The sequence below is a fragment of the Chitinophaga sancti genome, from assembly GCF_034424315.1.
Classification (GTDB): Bacteria; Bacteroidota; Bacteroidia; order Chitinophagales; family Chitinophagaceae; genus Chitinophaga; species Chitinophaga sancti.
In genome coordinates this window covers 3,556,049-3,573,539 of record NZ_CP139972.1, presented here as the reverse complement: position 1 = coordinate 3,573,539, position 17,491 = coordinate 3,556,049, and the positions used below count along the sequence as shown (strand labels likewise).

The following is a 17,491-nucleotide window of genomic DNA, read 5'->3' as shown; positions in this document are numbered from 1 at the left end:
CCTTTTAAAGAACATGAAAGGGTGTCTGACAGTCTATTTAAACATCATCTTTTACCTAAATACAGATTGCTTGTCTGTAGGCTCCCTGAAGTTGTTACCGTCAAAATCATTCAGGTCATGACCGGCAGTTTCGATCTCAAATTTCCCAAATACTAAAACGGCCTCCAGATTATTCATGAGGGCACTGAAAAAGGCTCCATGAAAATTGAGATAAAAAAAAGAGCAGAAACTAAACTTCTGCTGCTCCTTTTTTGGGTATCTTATAATGGAACCAGCAATACTTTTAGATGTTAGCTCAATAACAAGAAATCCAGCTTAGCGCTTATTCAGGGCTATATGATTTGATTGTACCCAAAGATAATCTTCTCCGTAAAATTAGTGAACTGATAGATTTCACATTTATTTATGATGAGCCGAAGGGAAATACTGCCCGAACAATGGACGTATGGCTAAAAGCCCAATTCCTGACCTTTTACTGCTAAAGTAATTTGATTGTCAATTACCATTAGCTGGCAAATTCCATCTCATACCTTAAAAGGAATTCAAACTTACATCCTCCTAAACGCAAAAAAGCCTCCAGATTTTTAATCTGAAGGCCTAAATCTTTTGCTAAACCACTCGGTCTATTTAGCGGGCTATGAGGGACAACTTTCGAACCGGTATATGGAGGATTTATCTAACATTAATTCATTCATCAGTAAAATTCACTGCAAAGCTTATTATTAGTAAGCTTTGTTATTAAAAATTAAATAAACCAAGTCGAATACCCTTCTCTGAGCTGTAACAATCGCTGTATATCATTCCGAAGAAAATAAACACCAGGCCAGATTTTGTATGCCTTTAAATACCCAAACTTCTTCATGTACCGATAAATGTAACATACAATAGTCACTTTTATAATGACTATGAATTTACTAAAACGTTAATGGTTCATTTGTAATGAACAAGTTTTAATACTTTACAGTCACTTTTTTGAATTTCGATATAGGCTGTTCCTCCTTTAGTGTAACCGTTTAATGTACCCTTGACAACTCAGACGCTAGAATCCCGCAAAGTTACTACGAATGGTTTTTCCTTATAAATCAGTTTCGTCTTTTTGCTTAAGCAACTCGCTTTGATGAGTTAAATGCTGTTGCTGCTTTATTATTATGCTATCCTGATCCACCAGGATCATATGCATGGTCTCACGTTCCTGTTGCATCAACGACAGCTGCTCCTGTAGTAACAGTATTAGCTGATCCTTTTCATCGTTATGATGATCTGGATTATTCATTGATTTGTATGTACGGTGAGATTTTTTCATGCAGATATTTCTATGATGCTTGATCAGGAGCTATACTGTCGGTATTTATGAAAAGACAGCCCTTTGATAATTGCCAATAGTTCATTAGCTTTTATTGGCAATGGTCCGCTGTCACCATGCGGTGAATCAGGAAGTGTAAACTTTCCGCGATCAAGTTTCCTATAAAACATGGTAAATCCATTATCTTCATGCAGTAAGATCTTTATATGAGTTTTATCCTTATTCAGGAATATGAAAACATCAGTATCAGTGATACTCAGTTTCATGATATTTATAACGATCCCGCACAGCCCAATAAAGCTTTTCCGCATGTCCGTAGGATGGGTGTATAGAAAATATCGGTAGCGATCTGTAAATAAAGCTATATTGCTCATGCCAGTAAAGATTTAAGGTATTCCGCACTTACCGGGTGATAAATATTGATTCCCCGAACCTGTGCAAAAAGCTTTTCGGTAATTGGCTCACATGAAGCAACGGCTGGAATAATTTCTATAAAACCTGCATTATCGATATTAGGTTTGATCCCATATTTTTTGCGCCAGTTGTAAAATGTAACTTCACTAATACCATATCTCTGGCAAAAGTCTTTTATGCTATGATCCTGGCGCTCAAAATTCTCTATAAGAGGCCGAATTTGTGCGGGTGTTAATCTGGATTTGATTGTCTTTTTCGCTTTGGAACTCATAATACTTTTTTGAGATCCAAATTATCACAACGGAATTTTATGACCAGCGAGGGGCTGCTTGGAGGCTTACACTGATACCCGCTGTCTTAAATATATTATCTTCTTTGGGTAACGCCCGTGCATAGAAAAATCCACGTTTCTCAGCAACTGCACTTACCGCCATATACACATCCAACTGATAGATTGCGTCAAGAATAGCGGCTATCTCCTTGCTAAAGACATGCAATAAAAGATAATGATACCTGCCCAGCTGAAAAGCCGATAACTCCCTGTCTCCCTCATGGAGCAACGCTTGTATCCGTGAATCTGCAAGCAGATCCCTCACTGCTTGAAAAGGTTCAATCTGCTGCAGAAACTCCTTCAGGGTCAGTAGCATCACCGCCGATGCCAGTATCCCCTCATGAATCTGGTCATATCGCTCATCATGCAATACCAATAAATGAATGATTGCAATATCACACATTAGTGTTATCTCTTATCTAAGAGTGGCTAATTACCTTTACGAATCTATTTTTGTATTAAACCTATACGTATACCATTTTATAAATCGTTTATTCGTAGCAGCGAACCAATATTTTTGTAGCCCTTTGTATCCACCAAATACTTTTGGCACCCTATACATGCTTATGACCACGCTCATGAGGCAATTCGATCTGCCTATTTAATAACCGTTTAAAAAGATAGTTAAACCTAACAAGAATAATGATGAAAGAGATGCATGTCTTTGTTCGTACCATCGTGTTTTTTATGACATTGACGTTGACTGCTACGAATGTATCTGGTCAGCATGAAACTACTGGTCAGCCTCCCACAATTATGCCACCTTCACCAAATGCCTTTGCCATAACGAGATATGGAGGCATACATGTGGGCTTGCAAACTGGTACCCCACAAATAGACATCCCCCTATTTAAAATCTCCGCCAAAAACCTGGATTTGCCAGTATCATTATTTTACACTTCTAATGGTGTAAAGGTAGATGAAATCGCATCCCGTACTGGTATGAGCTGGGTTTTACATGCTGGTGGGGTTATCACACGAATGGTAGTAGATGATCCGGATGAATCAGGTACGCCTGCTACAACACCCAACTTTGCAGTGCAGGATCGTGCCCTGTTGAACTGGCTGGATGCTGCATCTTTAGGAAATGGCGACAGGAATGACTTGTCACCTGATTTCTTCAATTTCAACTTTAATGGATACAGCGGAAAATTTATTATAAAAGGAAATAAAGTGATCCCCATTGAAAAGACCTCGCTGAAGTTTGAAACCATTTTTGGCTCCGGTCTTTCGTTGGGATATGCTTTTAAAATAACAGACCCTGCTGGTATCAGTTATTATTTTGGAGAAGGCAACTCAACCGAGTCTTCGCAAACCTCTTCTTTCGGTACTGATGGCTGTGGCAGAAATTATGGAACCCCAGTCAATACTTCCTGGTATTTAAGCAGGATTGTACATCCCAATGGTGATGCCATTACCTTTAATTATCAGCAGCTTACCTTATATTCTTATGCAACGGGTGTTTCACAAACATTGACTAAACTCACAAACTCAACTCAAATCCCTTGCACCAGTGGTGCACGATGTGAATATATTCCGGATGGTGATTGTAAATCGCTGGCGACCGTAAATGCAGTGTATTTAACGGATATTGTCTCCTCTGATGGTGAAAAGGTAATATTTACATATACTTCCAGAACCGATCTACCAGGTGATGTCTTGTTGGATAAAATGTCACTCTATTATCCAGGAGATGCAGTAAATGCTGTGAAGACCGCACAACTGACCTATGTGTATGCAACAGCGACCGGCTACACAAACAGTTATACGGATGCTATATTAAAATTACGTCCCTTTCTGATAGCTATGACCATCCAGGATAAAAATAAGACAAATATTCAACGTCATAGCTTTCAGTATAATGATATGAATGCGCTGCCACCAAGGTTGTCTTTCTCACAAGACCATTTTGGTTACTTCAATGGCGCCTCCAATATTAATTTATTGCCGACACCTACTGTTGCCAGTCAAAAAACATTGTTCCCTATGGCCTATGCTAACAGAGAACCTGAATTTTCTTATGGCTCTAAGGGAATGCTGACTAAAGTAATCTATCCCACAGGTGGTTATGATACTATAATATATGCTGCTCCTACCAGGTATGTCACTGAGCCGGCACCATCTATCGCTACAGTATTGAGTGCTACTGCGCAGGGAAATTCCTCTGGTGTACCTGTAACAAATATATCTGAGGTAATGACAGCTACAAATCTGGTGGAAGGAAATGCCAGATTAGGTGTTGAATTTATATATGGTGGAAATCCAGATGAGCTGGACTTTCATAACCATGCCAATGTATATTTTACCGATATTACCACCAATAAGGTTGTATTCTCCACGGATATGAATAGCGATAATCCCAGCCAGGTCTTAAACGTATCATTGGAACTTAATCACCAGTATTCCGTAAAAGTCGTGGCTTATGGCAATTATACTATCGGTAATATCGTACTGACCTATTATCGGTCCGCAGGAATGGTATCATATAATAAACCGACCGGTGGTATAGTGATAGATAAAGTAAAAACGTACGACCCTACCAGTAATAAATTTAATACAAAAAGATATTATTACGCTGCTTTATCTGATCTGACAAAATCTACAGGCAGAATGACTTTCAACCCAAAATATGACAGCTACAGCAGCGTAAAAGTAAATTGCCCGGGAACGATCTGTCATTATGGCTCTTGTGATTATACTATTTTGACTTCTTATTCTCTATTAAACCTATATGCATTCTCACAGGCGCATATTTGTTTTCAGAAAGTAGTAGAGGCCATTGGTGAAAACTTTGAAGGCGGGGGCGTTGAACATGTATATGAAACAGCAGCTGATCAGCCAGGAGAAATAGTCATGGGGCAAGATATTCTAACCAGTCTTTTTTCAAACAACGGGTATATGAATGGGAAGGAAACACAATCCTTAAGCATAAGTAAAAATAGTGCTACAGGTGTTTTCCTTCCTGTAAAACTCACCACTACTGAATATGTGGAAGACTCCCGGCTAAGTGAGCTGTATTATGGATATACCGTGAGAAAGGTGTATGAAGTAGGTTGTCAAAGTACTATTCCCAGTACTTATGAAATAGGAGCATATGATGTAAAGCGGCATTATATATTTTCAAGGTGGATCTATCCATCCAGCGTGACAACGACTACCTACGATGTAAATGGACAGAACCCCTTTACAACCACTATTTCCTATGGTTATAATAATATACAGCATTTATTGCCAACTACTGTATCCCAGACAAACAGTAAACAGGAAGTGATGAAGATGGTATATCAATATCCGCAGGATGTAAATACTTCTCAGTTAGATGCCACAACTACAGAGGGTATCACCGCATTAATCAACAAGCATATCCAGCCAGCGATCATCACAGAGCAATACAGAGGGTCTATATTAACGAACCGACTTGTGCAGAATTATAAAGTATGGGATAATGGATTGGTGGCGATGCAAAATATCCAGACGCAGGAAGGAACTTTTCCACTGGAAACCCGCGTTGAATTTAAGAAATATGGTACTACCGGTAATATTTTAGAACAGTCAAAAGTGAATGCAGCCTCTCAGGTTACCCTATGGGGATATAATAACAGATACCCCGTAGCGATTGTAACAGGTAGTGATTATGCTACTGTAGCCGCACTGGTAAATCTGACGGTATTGCAAGCCCCCGCTAGTGAAGCTGTACTGAAAGCAGAACTGTCAAAGCTCCGCAATGGCTTAAAAGGAAAGGCACAGGTTATCACCGCCACTTATATTCCTTCGATAGGTATTACAAGTAAGATAGACGTGGCTGGCATTGAAGAGTTTTATGAATATGATAGTTTCCAGCGTTTGCGGCTTATTCGTGACCGAAACAACAACATTATTAAGCAGTTCTGTTACAATTACGCAGGAATGCCTTTAGGATGCCCTGATGCTGGATTTTAAATCATTAAACCGGAAAAGAAGTTATGAAAATAATTCGAATAAATAATAAACAGCTCGTTTGGTTATTGCCCTTGTTGGCAATAGGCTTAACCCTTCATGCACAAACGCCTGCTACTATCACACGTACCAATGCCACTCCTGTAGCCCTACCCGCTGCATATAGCAATAGCCCTATCATTAACTTCGTGCGTACCTGGGAGCCATCAAAACCGATTACAGACCCCGCTGCTGTAATTACAGGTGCAAGTGTACCCAGGGATGTAAAACAGAGCACTCAGTATTATGATGGTTTGGGCAGGCCGCTTGAAAAGGTGTCAAAAGGAGTCAGCGCAAGTAGCTATGATCTGGTAGAACCTGTTATCTATGATGACCTCGGGAGAGAAGCGCTTACTTATATGCCTTATGTACAACAAGCTGATAATTCAGGCAATTTTAAGCTAGCTCCTTTCTCTACACAGCAATTCTTTTATTCAAATGGTACGCTGATACCTGGCATGACAGGAGAGAATATCTATTATTCCAGAAAGGCATTTGATGGGTCTCCCCTGGATAGGATTGTGAAAGAATATGCTATGGGTAACAGCTGGGCACTCGAAGGTGGCAATCACCCTGTAGAACACCGCTTTGAAACGAATATTGCCACCGATTCTGTAAGGTTATGGACCATGAGTGGGGGAATACCTGTTAGCTCCGCTGACTATCAGCCGGGATCGCTAAAGAAGAACATCACCATTAATGAGGCTGGCAACCAGACAATAGAATTCGAAGATAAGGAAGGCAATGTGGTGCTAAAAAAGGTACAGGTGGCAGCATCAACAGGAACAGGGCATGTAGGCTGGTTATGTACCTACAATGTTTTTGACAATTATAACAACTTAGCCTTTGTAATTCCACCCGCAGCCATAGACCAAACAATCCTGCTAAGAAAGGCCCTCTCTACAATTGCAGATGAGTTGTGTTTTCAATATGCATATGATGGTCATAAACTCATGATCAGTAAAAAAGTACCGGGTGCCGCTGCTATTCGTATGATCTACGACAACAGGGACAGAATAGCCTTTACACAGGATGGGGTACAAAGAGCAAAGTCCCCGGCTGAATTTACAGCCACCTTTTATGATAACCTGGATCGTCCGATCATGACGGCTATCTATAAGAAAACTTTGAGCGCAGATAATTTACAAGCCTCGCTGAAAGCATCTACTAGTAATCAAAATATATCTTATGATTTCCCGGCAGAAACAGACCTGGTATTATATAATTATGAAAATCAGGCCAGCTCAGTAGCAACAAATTCTATTACCTTATTGCCAGGTTTTGAAGCATCGGGAGAATATACAGCATATATAGACGCTAATGGCAAGAGTGGAAATACTACCATCCCTGCGACTAATAGCTTGCCGGGTATCGGGTCGGAAGATCTTACTCCACTTACATATACCTTCTACGATGATTATAATTATACAGGTAAATTCAATTATGTTAGTAGCGAAACCTCCAACTTATTTAAAGGAAATAATCTGTATGATGATCCTGTTTCATCAGCCGGAAGTAGCCTGACTACAGGACGTATTACCGGTAGCCGGATAAGGGTATTAGGTACTGACAAATGGCTTACCATCACTAATTATTATGATGATAAAGGACGTGTGATACAAACCATTGCTGATAATATAACTGGAGGGAAAGATATTGTGACTACACAATATAACTTCAGTGGAAAAATCCTAAGCCGGTATTTGAATCATACCAATCCCAAAAGCACGGCCACTCCGCGTACAACCATCCTGAGTATGTATGAATATGATCATGCAAACAGGTTATTGAATGTGAAAAAGAGGTTGAATGGAGATGCTTCAAAAGATAAAACTATTGCCACATATGCATATAACGAGCTGGGACAACTAATACAGAAGAAACTTGGTTTAACAGGCACTACACCACTGGATATATTAAATTATTCCTATAATGTGCGTGGCTGGATTGCTGGTATAAACAAAGATTATGTAAACGAGGCCAGTGGCCAGGCAAATTGGTTTGGGCAAGAGCTGGATTACGATTATGGTTTTACAAAAGCTGAATATGCTGGCAATATTGCAGGTACAAAATGGAAGAGTAGAAGCAATGGTATTGCAAGAGCCTACGGTTATACTTATGATAAGTCCGACAGGCTTTTAGGCGCTGAGTTCAGTCAACAAAATACGACAGGGGCTGCATGGACGAAAAACACCATGGACTTCTCTGTTTCAAATGTTACCTATGATGCCAATGGAAATATCATCACCATGAATCAGCAGGGAGTAGCAGGAACGACACCTGGCATAATGGACCAGTTGACATACAGATATAAGTCTGAAAGCAATAAACTGCTGGCAGTAACAGATCCTATTGTCAATGCTTCTGCTAAACTTGGCGATTTTCAGGATTTGAATAAATCAGGAGATGATTATAGTTATGATGTGAATGGCAATATGCTGATGGATAAAAACAAGGGTGTTACCAATATCACATATAATTATCTAAATCTCCCTGCCGTTGTCACAATGGGTACCAAAGGTACAATTACCTATCTTTATGATGCAGGTGGTATAAAACTGAAAAAGACGGTTGTAGATAATACGGGTAGTGCGCCTAAGACAACAGTAACTGATTATATCGGTGGGTTTGTATATCAGCAGGATTTGCAGGAATTTGTTAGTCATGATGAAGGACGTATCAGGCCGGTGTATGTTACAGGACAACCTCCAACTTATTACTATGATTACTTTGAAAAAGATTATTTAGGGAATGTGCGAATGGTATTAACAGAGCAAAATGATTTTAGCATGTATGCTGCTACAATGGAGACGGCAGCTGCAGAGAAGGAAGTTGCTTTGTTTAGTAATGTAGAAGAAACCAGGACTGAGAAGCCTGTTGGTTATCCGGCAGATAACACGACGGAAACGAATAACTTTGTAGCAAAATTGAATTCGAAACCAGGAGGTAAGATCATTGGGCCTTCACTCGTATTGCGTGTAATGGCAGGAGATACGATCCGGATAAAAACGCGTGCTTTTTATAAATCGGATGGACCATCGGATAAGGGGAGAGATGCTGTAGCGGATGAAGTCTTAGCCGGATTGATTAATGCCTTTGGGGGAAGTATAGATAATAGCCGACATGGTGCTGGTGGATCAATAAATGGTAGCCGCTTTAACAACAACTACTATAATACTTTTGAACGTCAGAAAGAAAAAGATCAGGCAGCACGTACACCGGATCGCCCTAAAGCATACCTTAATTTTGCGCTCTTTGATGATGGTTTTTCGCTGGTAGATAATAATACTGGTGTGAGGCAGGTAAAAAAAGCTCCCGATGAGCTCCAGGATCTGGAAGTAGCCCCTATGGTAATGTCTACGACTGGTTTCCTATATGTTTATGAGAGTAATGAAACACAGCAGGATGTTTATTTTGATAACCTGTCAGTAAATGTTTCCAGTGGCCCATTATTGGAAGAGACACATTATTATCCTTTTGGTTTGACAATGGAAGCGATCAGTGCCAATGCATTAAAAGGAACTGATTACGCCACAAACCGAATGAAATTTAACGGCAAAGAGTTACAGCGTAATGAGCTTAGTGATGGTAGCGGACAGGAATTATATGATTTTGGAGCAAGAATGTATGATGCACAAATTGGCAGATGGCAAGTGATAGACCCTCGTGCAACTGACTATAACAATGTCAGCCCTTATATTTATGCATTGAATAACCCGATAAAATATATAGATCCGGATGGGCGTAGTGTGTCGGGCCCAGGTCTTCCTATGACAATTGTGAGTGCGACCCTGCGGGAGCATGAAAGGCTGGAAGTAAATAGTACCACTATTACGAAGAGTGCGCCCGTAACTACCAGGTCCGGCAATACAACCGTCACCACACAAACAGTGACGACTGTATCTACTTCAAATGTCGTATCCCCTGATCCAAATATGTCCACGCAAAAGGGTAATGTTGTAACCACCGTACAAACGGTGACCACGACGAAAACAGATGGTAAAGACGCAGTAAAAACGGTTACACCTGTTTCAAGGACTGAAACTTCACAAGCCAATTCAAGAGAGGATTTAAGCCTGCTGAATAAATATACTACGGAAATGGAGAAGTTCAGGGATGACAATGGTATGCAGTATAATCAGTATGTTTTGGGAGATGCTCGTACAGATATGGTGTTTATCTTAGGTGTTTCTGCGCTTCCATGGGGTTTTGCAGGAACCGCTGAAAGTTTTTCAAGCCTTAAACTGGATAAGGTAATGACTGCATTAGGACCATTAAGTGTAGGAAGTGTAGATGGCGCCATCACCTTTACATCAAGTAAACTGGTGCCGAATACCGTACCTGTGATATTAAAGGTAGATGATGGTTTTGTAGATCCGATACCCCATGATGAGCCATCTCCAACCGTAAGAAAGATGCAGCAAATGCTATATAATGTTGTATTTTATATACCAAACCTCTTTTTGCATTAATTTTAACAGATGAAGAAGCGTGTCATTCAGATAGTTTTATTTATTCTTTTGCTGGTACTTGTTTTATCTTCCCAGAAGCTCTGGTATAGATTTTTTGCTGCATCGGGTCAGTATGATGCACGATATAACGCAGAAAGAGAGAAACGGGGTATACTCCCACTACAGGAAGACTGGATTACGAATGATAAGGTAAGAGATACAAAAGCATGGTTCCCACAAGCAAAGGATACAAGTACCGATGTATTTAGGGGGATGAAGTTGGTCGTAGTTGAAAATGGGAAGATAAAGGTAGAAGAGGATGATATATTGAAACGCAGGGAAGGAGGAAATGACGGGCTTCAGATTTTTAGTTTCTATGATGAGAGTAATACAAAGGTTTATGTATATAATGATTATACGGGGACGATAAGAGATACTATTTCGCCTTGGCAAGCGGATAGTCTGCTTCGAGACTGGAAATTTAAATAATGAAAGCAGTCCCTTATGCGGAAGTATAAGGGGCTGTTTATTGAAAATCAAGCCCCAGGTAATTAAATGCAATTATTATTAATTCACTCTATAAATTATAGAATCGGGAAATCTGAGATCTGAGAGAGTCGGATGGTATAGAAACTAATACACGATTACAGCAATTTGCTATTAAGGCCGATAACATCGTTTCGGTTTTTCCTGTTCCTGTAGGCATTACTATTATTGCTTTGTCATCTGGATTCTGAAAATGAGCAAGGAGAGAATATAATGCTCCTATTTGTGGTGACCTCAACCCTCTGGTATGAGATTCTTCATCTTCTTTGACAAACTTAAAATTGTCGATCCATGTTGAACGTACTATATCCGGTGTTAAAGCTTGAAATGATGGATGTTTGAGCCATTGCTTGAATATAATTCTTTCTGAAGATAAATCTACCCGTCGGGGCTTTTTCGAGGTCAATAGCACATATTCATAATTTTCAATACGTTTGTCATTTTTATCATTTGTTAGAAGATACCTAATCCCCTCTTCTTCAATTAAAAACGGATCAGAACTTATAACATTAAAATTTTGGATTGGATTCTCATTACCAAAACATTGCCAAATTCGATCTCGACTCTTAAAAGATATTCAACCACAAAACCCCCAAAAAGCAAAAAAGCCTCCAGATTCTTAATCTGAAGGCTTTCAATTTTTTGCTAAATCGGTCGATTTATTTAGCGGAGAAAGAGGGATTCGAACGTTCTGCGTTTTTGAGCCACTGTGGAGGGTTTTAAAAGTCCGATTTCCCAAGTGCCACGATTTACGCTTTTCAAATTCGTAATTCCTAATTTTTGCCTCCGATCTGTCAAGAAATTTATCTGGCGGAGAGAGGGATTTGAACCTTTGGAAAATAACCCTGATAATCAGCAGGTTACTCCGGGCTCATCTGAAGTGCCACGATTTACACTTTCTCTCCAAATGTCTTTATTAGCCTGCTTAAATGCCAGCACCAAGTGTCTTGTAAACGTTTTCAATGAACAATAAGTCGATAATTAGGCAAATATAATAATTTCAAATTGAAAGTACTTTTTTTTCGAAAATTTGCATATTTACTGTAAATAGACATGAAGTAAGTAAATTTAATGATTGATTTGATCATATCAAAATAAGTCACCGTATTGAGCCCTAGCTTGTGCATCAGCACCTGAAACGAGAAAAAACATTTTGAAGAACGATCCTGGTAATACCGCTACCTGATTCAGGTAACTTCTTCCATTACGTTGCAGGCCGATAGTTTATATTTAAGAGATCACAGTGTATTTTACAACACTGTACGCAGGCTGGAACTGAAACGCGAACAAGACCGACAGGCTGAAACGGATTAGCAGATAATTATATTACTAAACAAATAGAAGTTTATCCTGCAAAGGTCATTTATCTGGATGAGAACAATCCAGAAGAAGGGGAACATATGCTAGGTGATCAGCCACTTGATCAGCTTGATTTTGATTCTTCTGATAGAATTACAGCTGAAGAATTTTATCGATCATGGAATAATAGGAAATAGAATGGCAGTTTTGTTTATTAAAGGAGATCTGTTTAATTATCCTGGCCTTACCGCCTATGCTCACGGATGCAATTGTGCTGGTGCAATGGGGAAAGGTATAGCGTTGGATTTTAAGATCAGGTACCCAAAGATGTATGAAGAGTATTATAGTTCGTTGCAAAAATGGAACATTCAAATTAGGGAGTGTTTTTGTTTATAGTTCCCCTCCATTTACTGTATTCAATTTAGGAACTCAAAAAAACTGGAGAATAAAAGCGGAGTTGCCTGCAATAATGGAAAGCTTGTCTTTAATGCTAAAGCTTGCAGATGATAATGGTATAGCGCAGATTGGCCTGCCAAGAATTGGTGCTGGCTTAGGAGGCTTGGTTTGGGAGGACGTAAAGGAGGTAATTGTTCATACAGCTAAAGATTCTATAGTTAATCTTATCGTCTTCGAAGAATTTTTAAAATCTTGATCTTTATTAGGATATTGAATTTTAATTAATCAAGCCACAGAATTTAACCAGTGGCTTTCTTATTTTAATACGTTTTTAATCTTTCTATCGCGCTTCCGTCCAGGGATAGATGATTTGGAGAACGACAGAACAAAGGCTGGGCGATTTCTAAAGGTAAAAATTAAAAAAAAGGAGCAAAACCATTAGAATGATGAAAACTTTTAATGAAGAATTAAATGGTGCAGTTTTTACAACTAAATTTGTAATTACAAATGGAGAGCCTAAATGTCTATCAACTCAGCTGAGGATTTAGGGGTTCGAAAATTTCAAAATTTAAGAAATTAATAGATCTTTTCATATTAAAGCGATCTAAATAGGTCGAGCAAGCTAAATTGCCTCACATTTGTATTAATTCCATAGTCTAAAAATCGTAGACAAAAAGAGTCAAGAATAGAAAAGATCGATGTTCTACAATATACTTCCCACTAGCGAACTAGGTAATCACGAGTCGATATTTAAATATTTTGTAAATAAATTAAATATCTAAATAATTGATTTTAAGCAAATTTATCAACCTAGCAAACAATAATAACTGCGATGCGTTAACTATAGAATCAATTAATTTTGTTAATTATTAAAATTTGTACAAAAGTTGTACAAACTTTGATCTTATTAGAATTAACTTTGCCGGACAATTTAGCGACTGCTTTCACATATCGCTAATATAGTTAAGGCAATTTGCAAAATTACTAACCGCTAAACAAATTACCATGGCAGAATCTAAGAAACAAGTCGTTACCCCGAATGCGACCGCTGCAGCTTATGCCAAAAAAGCGGCCGAAAATGTCATCGCTAGAACAGGTCAAAGCACCGAAGCTATCGTTCGTTCTAGTTTCTTCACAAAAAGCGACATTAAAAGCGGAGCCTGGAAAGAACAATCATCTTCTTCAAGACCTCGTTAAGAGCAAATCACTAAAAGGTCGTGCTTAAAGCGCGACCTTTTTTATTTCCCCTACTTTATCCACGTACTTTTATCTTTAAATATCAACCAATTGACTGAACAGACAACTGATCCACGCCCCTTTTTATATACTGATAAGGACAAATCCCGCAATTATTTAGAAAATTTAAGCAAGGCCTGTGATTATCGGTCCCCATACAGGAGAGATATTGATAGATTAATCCACGCCACATGTTTTAGAAGATTACAGGGAAAAACTCAGTTATATCCCGGTTTTGAATCTGATTTTTTTCGTAATAGACTTACGCACTCAATTGAGGTAGCATCAATAGCTAGGGCAATTGCTACTAAGCTTAATGATCAAGATAAGTTTTTGGAAGGACGGCCTATCGATTTGGATATTGTAGAATTTGCTGGATTAGCGCATGATCTTGGACACCCTCCGTTTGGTCATCAAGGCGAATATGAACTAGATTCTTTAATGAGAGAGCACGGTGGCTATGAAGGTAACGCACAGACACTAAGACTGCTTTCAAAAATAGAAAAGAAAGGCTTCTCTGATGGTGATAGTTACAATGGAATAGAAGGACAAGACGAGAGACATGGATTGAACATAACTTATCGAGGGCTGGCTAGTATACTTAAATATGACCTTCTTACACCGGAACAAAGACCTAGAACAGAGTTTTGGGAATCTGGCGAGCAAAAGGGTAAAAAGATAAAACCGGTGAAAGGATACTATTGGTTTGACGAGGATTTGGTGCAAAAAATTAAGACCGCAACTGGGGGTAATGAACCAGGAAAGAGATATAAATCATTGGAATGCCAGATTATGGATGTTGCAGATGACATTTCATATTCGACATACGATTTGGAAGATGGCTTGAAGGCCGGATTTTATACACTACAAGATGTTGTATTTCCTAAGAAGAAAATTTTGCAAGCGATCTCTGATGAAATAGAGTTAGAACTTCCAGATGGTAAAATATTTAAGCCATCACCAGAGAAGGTAGGAGAAATTCTTCAAAACATGTTTACTGAGTTTCTTTTTCAAAACTTTCAAGAAACACAGATACGAAGTATTGATGATGCATTCAAATATCTAAACAGCCAGTATTCTATCATTAGTGACTACTCACATAACGGATATCAACGAAACTTTTTGACTTCAACGTTGGTCAATAGATTTATTGAGGGAGTAAAATTGATTCCGGAAGAAAAATTTCCGACACAGAGTAAAGTCATTCTGACTGATAACATACTTGGAGAAGTTGAAGTCTTGAAAAAATTTACATACATATCTCAAGTATTGTCTTCCCGGTTGAAAATAGCAGAGTTTAGAGGCAGAGAAATTGTCAAGGAAATCTTTGAGACCTTGGATAAACCCGGAGGTTGTGAACTGTTACCAGACGATTTTAGAAATATGTACGAATCTCCAAGTGCAGACAAGAAAAGAATCATTTGCGACTTTGTTGCAGGGATGACCGATAGATATGCAATTGAGTTTTATGCACGTCTTAAATCTGAAAATGCAGAAACAATATTCAAGCCTTTGTAAAAGCGCGAATTGTCTTTCAAGATCCTTGCAATTCCAATATCCTGAACACAGATAATGCTTATAAATGATCGTCAAACTGATATTTCCATAATCATTATAGTAAGTTCTCTTCTCCTCTTTTCGATTTCGTTAAGCTCCTATGTTCAAATCGCTGTGCCACAAGATAAGAATAAGACATAAGGCTTATCACTCTTTGTAAGGGTCTGCACAAAGGTAAATAGGAATTTTTCGGAATCCTTCTTGAATAGGAGCCAGTACTGAAAGATCTCAATTTTTAATCTGCCAAATATGGTGTGGGGTTCTGCTGGTCTAGATAATTATTTTTATTTTCTCTTTGATAATTTGGGTAGAAAAAAGCAAAAGAAGTGCGACAATTTCTGCTTATCAATTGACTATTAATAATGGTAATAGATAGACTTTAAACCCGTGAACAATTAACAAAAAAACAACAAATACATCTCTAAATCAAACAATTAAAAACCTTTTACGTCCGCAGTAGATATACATTTCCGAACCAAAATACATTGATATAAAATAATTTGATGCTGATGCAGTTATCTATGGGCTAAAAATTGCTTTTTTATGAACTCCTATTGTGAACTATTTCAAATTATAATTTAAAGTTGGTAGGAATTTTTCAACTCCAATCATTTGGGATATGAGAAGTTTAGCCATAGAGTTTAGGTATAAACCAAAGACCTAAGATAGTGAGAAAAAGAAGGAATAAGCTCACGAAATAGGAGTACGATTTAGTTGCTATTTCAAGAAAATTTTCCATCAAAAAAGGTTTAAATAGTACTTAATTAAATAAATATTAACCATGAATGTATTTTATCGTGACAACTATTATGGAAGTATATTAGATCCATTACATGGAGATATAAAATTGTCTGAAGTAGAAAAGTGGTGCATTGCACATCCCATATTTTCTAGGTTGCGTAAAGTTAAACAAAACACGTTTTTGTATTATATTTTCCCATCTGCCAACCATACACGATTTGAACATTCAATAGGTGTAATGCATTTGGCTGGGAAAATATTCGATTCGTGTAAAGAAAATTATGCTACAGGTCAAAAAAAGAAGGAAAAATATGTATTGAATAGCGAATCTAGTTTTTTTGATCTTAATCAACTTCAAGAAAAGGAAGAGATTTTTTATCAAGAGATGAGATTAGCAGCCCTATTACATGATTTGGGACATGGCCCTCTTTCTCATTTGTTTGATGAATTCTCAATTTCAAAAGATAAATTTCTTACGATAGTAACGAATGATGTTATTCTTCAAAAGTATTATTCTGGATTCAACGAACTTATTGAAAATAATGAAGATAAAGTAGAGCATGAAATTATTTCCTGTGCGTTTATTTTTATCCTTTTGGATCAATTGAAGAAAGAGAATACTTGTGATCCTAATAAATTTTCACCTTCTGCTAGTAGAATAATCAGTGAAATAGATCCTGAACACGTAGTTAAATTTATCGAACCTGATTTTCCAAATCTGCCAGACCTTCTAGATAGTAAAGGAAACAACTACACTCTATTTTTCTCTAGAATAATTACTGCATTTCCAATTGACGCAGATCGAATGGACTATTTATGGAGAGATAGTTATTTCTCTGGAGTTACATATGGTTTCTATGACATAAACAGAATTTTCTCTTCTTTCCTAGCTACGAAAACAGATGGGCCTGTTCAACTAACCTATAAAGAAAGTGGACTTGATTCAATGTTAAGATTTATACAATCCAGGTCTCATCTTTATAATCAGGTATATTTTCATAAAACGAATAGAGCAGCGAATACTATGCTTTCTTTCCTCACTTCGACTAAGAGAAATGCTAAGATAAAGTTGTTGGATGAGTTTACTACTATTAAAGAACTCATGGATTTTTATATTTCAAATGGAGACGATATTTTTTTGTCTCAGACTGTTGTGATCGGTAAATAAGGATGTCCTAAAAATGGCAATTAGTATTGTACAACTATGGTAAATAAGGATGCTCAGTTTCGGTAAATAGCACT

At 38.0% G+C, this 17,491-nt stretch carries 13 protein-coding genes and 2 pseudogenes; 8 read left to right on the top strand and 7 right to left on the bottom strand.

The window, feature by feature from the left end:
* Positions 1 to 51: 51 nt before the first annotated feature.
* Positions 52 to 177 carry a hypothetical protein gene (locus U0033_RS13665; RefSeq protein WP_262487780.1) on the bottom strand — a complete coding sequence of 42 codons (126 nt, stop codon included), beginning with the start codon at positions 175 to 177 and terminating at the stop codon, positions 52 to 54.
* Positions 178 to 308: 131 nt separating this feature from the next.
* Between U0033_RS13665 and U0033_RS13660 the strand changes: the two are divergent.
* Positions 309 to 463: pseudogene (locus tag U0033_RS13660) on the top strand (IS5/IS1182 family transposase); the annotation flags it as partial.
* A gap of 467 nt (positions 464 to 930) precedes the next feature.
* Here the strand turns inward: U0033_RS13660 and U0033_RS33320 are convergent.
* The 5 genes and pseudogenes from U0033_RS33320 to U0033_RS13640 all read right to left on the bottom strand — a co-directional run.
* A pseudogene (locus U0033_RS33320) lies at positions 931 to 987 on the bottom strand (hypothetical protein); the annotation flags it as partial.
* An 88-nt stretch (positions 988 to 1,075) separates the two neighbouring features.
* Entirely contained in the window at positions 1,076 to 1,303 is a 228-nt protein-coding gene (locus tag U0033_RS13655) for a hypothetical protein (protein ID WP_072364880.1), read from the bottom strand.
* Between the two features lie 23 nt (positions 1,304 to 1,326).
* Entirely contained in the window at positions 1,327 to 1,677 is a 351-nt protein-coding gene (tnpB, locus tag U0033_RS13650; protein ID WP_072364882.1) for an IS66 family insertion sequence element accessory protein TnpB, read from the bottom strand.
* Positions 1,674 to 1,988 (bottom strand): IS66 family insertion sequence element accessory protein TnpA, encoded by a 315-nt coding sequence (tnpA, locus tag U0033_RS13645; RefSeq protein WP_072364884.1) that lies wholly within the window; start codon positions 1,986 to 1,988, stop codon positions 1,674 to 1,676. Before tnpA ends, tnpB begins: the two co-directional genes overlap by 4 nt.
* A gap of 37 nt (positions 1,989 to 2,025) precedes the next feature.
* The gene (locus U0033_RS13640; protein WP_072364886.1) at positions 2,026 to 2,451 is read right to left on the bottom strand and encodes a hypothetical protein; all 426 of its coding nucleotides are present in this window, start codon (positions 2,449 to 2,451) and stop codon (positions 2,026 to 2,028) included.
* A gap of 239 nt (positions 2,452 to 2,690) precedes the next feature.
* Here U0033_RS13640 and U0033_RS13635 point away from each other — a divergent pair, with 239 nt between their 5' ends.
* The 3 genes from U0033_RS13635 to U0033_RS13625 are packed head-to-tail and all read left to right on the top strand — an operon-like array spanning position 2,691 to position 10,963.
* Positions 2,691 to 5,987, top strand: coding sequence for a hypothetical protein (locus tag U0033_RS13635; protein WP_143150914.1), 3,297 nt, complete (start codon positions 2,691 to 2,693; stop codon positions 5,985 to 5,987).
* Positions 5,988 to 6,010: 23 nt separating this feature from the next.
* Positions 6,011 to 10,495, top strand: a complete 4,485-nt coding sequence (locus U0033_RS13630; protein ID WP_083571827.1) for a DUF6443 domain-containing protein — start codon at positions 6,011 to 6,013, stop codon at positions 10,493 to 10,495.
* Positions 10,496 to 10,504: 9 nt separating this feature from the next.
* A complete protein-coding gene (locus U0033_RS13625) occupies positions 10,505 to 10,963 on the top strand; it encodes a hypothetical protein (protein WP_072364891.1) in 459 nt (152 codons plus the stop codon).
* Between the two features lie 88 nt (positions 10,964 to 11,051).
* Here the strand turns inward: U0033_RS13625 and U0033_RS33315 are convergent, their stop codons facing one another.
* Positions 11,052 to 11,432 carry a DEAD/DEAH box helicase family protein gene (locus U0033_RS33315; RefSeq protein WP_218164101.1) on the bottom strand — a complete coding sequence of 127 codons (381 nt, stop codon included), beginning with the start codon at positions 11,430 to 11,432 and terminating at the stop codon, positions 11,052 to 11,054.
* A gap of 1,218 nt (positions 11,433 to 12,650) precedes the next feature.
* Between U0033_RS33315 and U0033_RS13620 the strand changes: the two genes are divergently transcribed.
* The 4 genes from U0033_RS13620 (at position 12,651) to U0033_RS13605 (ending at position 17,417) form a co-directional block, all read left to right on the top strand.
* Positions 12,651 to 12,971: a macro domain-containing protein gene (locus U0033_RS13620; protein ID WP_218164103.1), complete on the top strand. Its 321-nt coding sequence runs from the start codon at positions 12,651 to 12,653 to the stop codon at positions 12,969 to 12,971.
* 749 nt (positions 12,972 to 13,720) lie between these two features.
* Positions 13,721 to 13,912 carry a hypothetical protein gene (locus U0033_RS13615; RefSeq protein ID WP_072364893.1) on the top strand — a complete coding sequence of 64 codons (192 nt, stop codon included), beginning with the start codon at positions 13,721 to 13,723 and terminating at the stop codon, positions 13,910 to 13,912.
* Positions 13,913 to 14,002: 90 nt separating this feature from the next.
* On the top strand, positions 14,003 to 15,469 hold the full coding sequence (locus tag U0033_RS13610) for a deoxyguanosinetriphosphate triphosphohydrolase family protein (protein WP_072364895.1): 1,467 nt from the start codon (positions 14,003 to 14,005) through the stop codon (positions 15,467 to 15,469).
* Positions 15,470 to 16,289: 820 nt separating this feature from the next.
* On the top strand, positions 16,290 to 17,417 hold the full coding sequence (locus U0033_RS13605; RefSeq protein ID WP_083571828.1) for an HD domain-containing protein: 1,128 nt from the start codon (positions 16,290 to 16,292) through the stop codon (positions 17,415 to 17,417).
* The last annotated feature ends 74 nt before the right edge of the window (positions 17,418 to 17,491 follow it).

Bases quoted from the DNA above. Each gene is read 5' to 3' on its own strand.
- U0033_RS13665 (WP_262487780.1), bottom strand. From the start codon at position 177: ATGAATAATCTGGAGGCCGTTTTAGTATTTGGGAAATTTGAGATCGAA.
- U0033_RS13655 (WP_072364880.1), bottom strand. From the start codon at position 1,303: ATGAAAAAATCTCACCGTACATACAAATCAATGAATAATCCAGATCAT.
- tnpB (WP_072364882.1), bottom strand. From the start codon at position 1,677: ATGAGCAATATAGCTTTATTTACAGATCGCTACCGATATTTTCTATAC.
- tnpA (WP_072364884.1), bottom strand. From the start codon at position 1,988: ATGAGTTCCAAAGCGAAAAAGACAATCAAATCCAGATTAACACCCGCA.
- U0033_RS13640 (WP_072364886.1), bottom strand. From the start codon at position 2,451: ATGTGTGATATTGCAATCATTCATTTATTGGTATTGCATGATGAGCGA.
- U0033_RS13635 (WP_143150914.1), top strand. From the start codon at position 2,691: ATGATGAAAGAGATGCATGTCTTTGTTCGTACCATCGTGTTTTTTATG.
- U0033_RS13630 (WP_083571827.1), top strand. From the start codon at position 6,011: ATGAAAATAATTCGAATAAATAATAAACAGCTCGTTTGGTTATTGCCC.
- U0033_RS13625 (WP_072364891.1), top strand. From the start codon at position 10,505: ATGAAGAAGCGTGTCATTCAGATAGTTTTATTTATTCTTTTGCTGGTA.
- U0033_RS13620 (WP_218164103.1), top strand. From the start codon at position 12,651: ATGAAGAGTATTATAGTTCGTTGCAAAAATGGAACATTCAAATTAGGG.
- U0033_RS13615 (WP_072364893.1), top strand. From the start codon at position 13,721: ATGGCAGAATCTAAGAAACAAGTCGTTACCCCGAATGCGACCGCTGCA.
- U0033_RS13605 (WP_083571828.1), top strand. From the start codon at position 16,290: ATGAATGTATTTTATCGTGACAACTATTATGGAAGTATATTAGATCCA.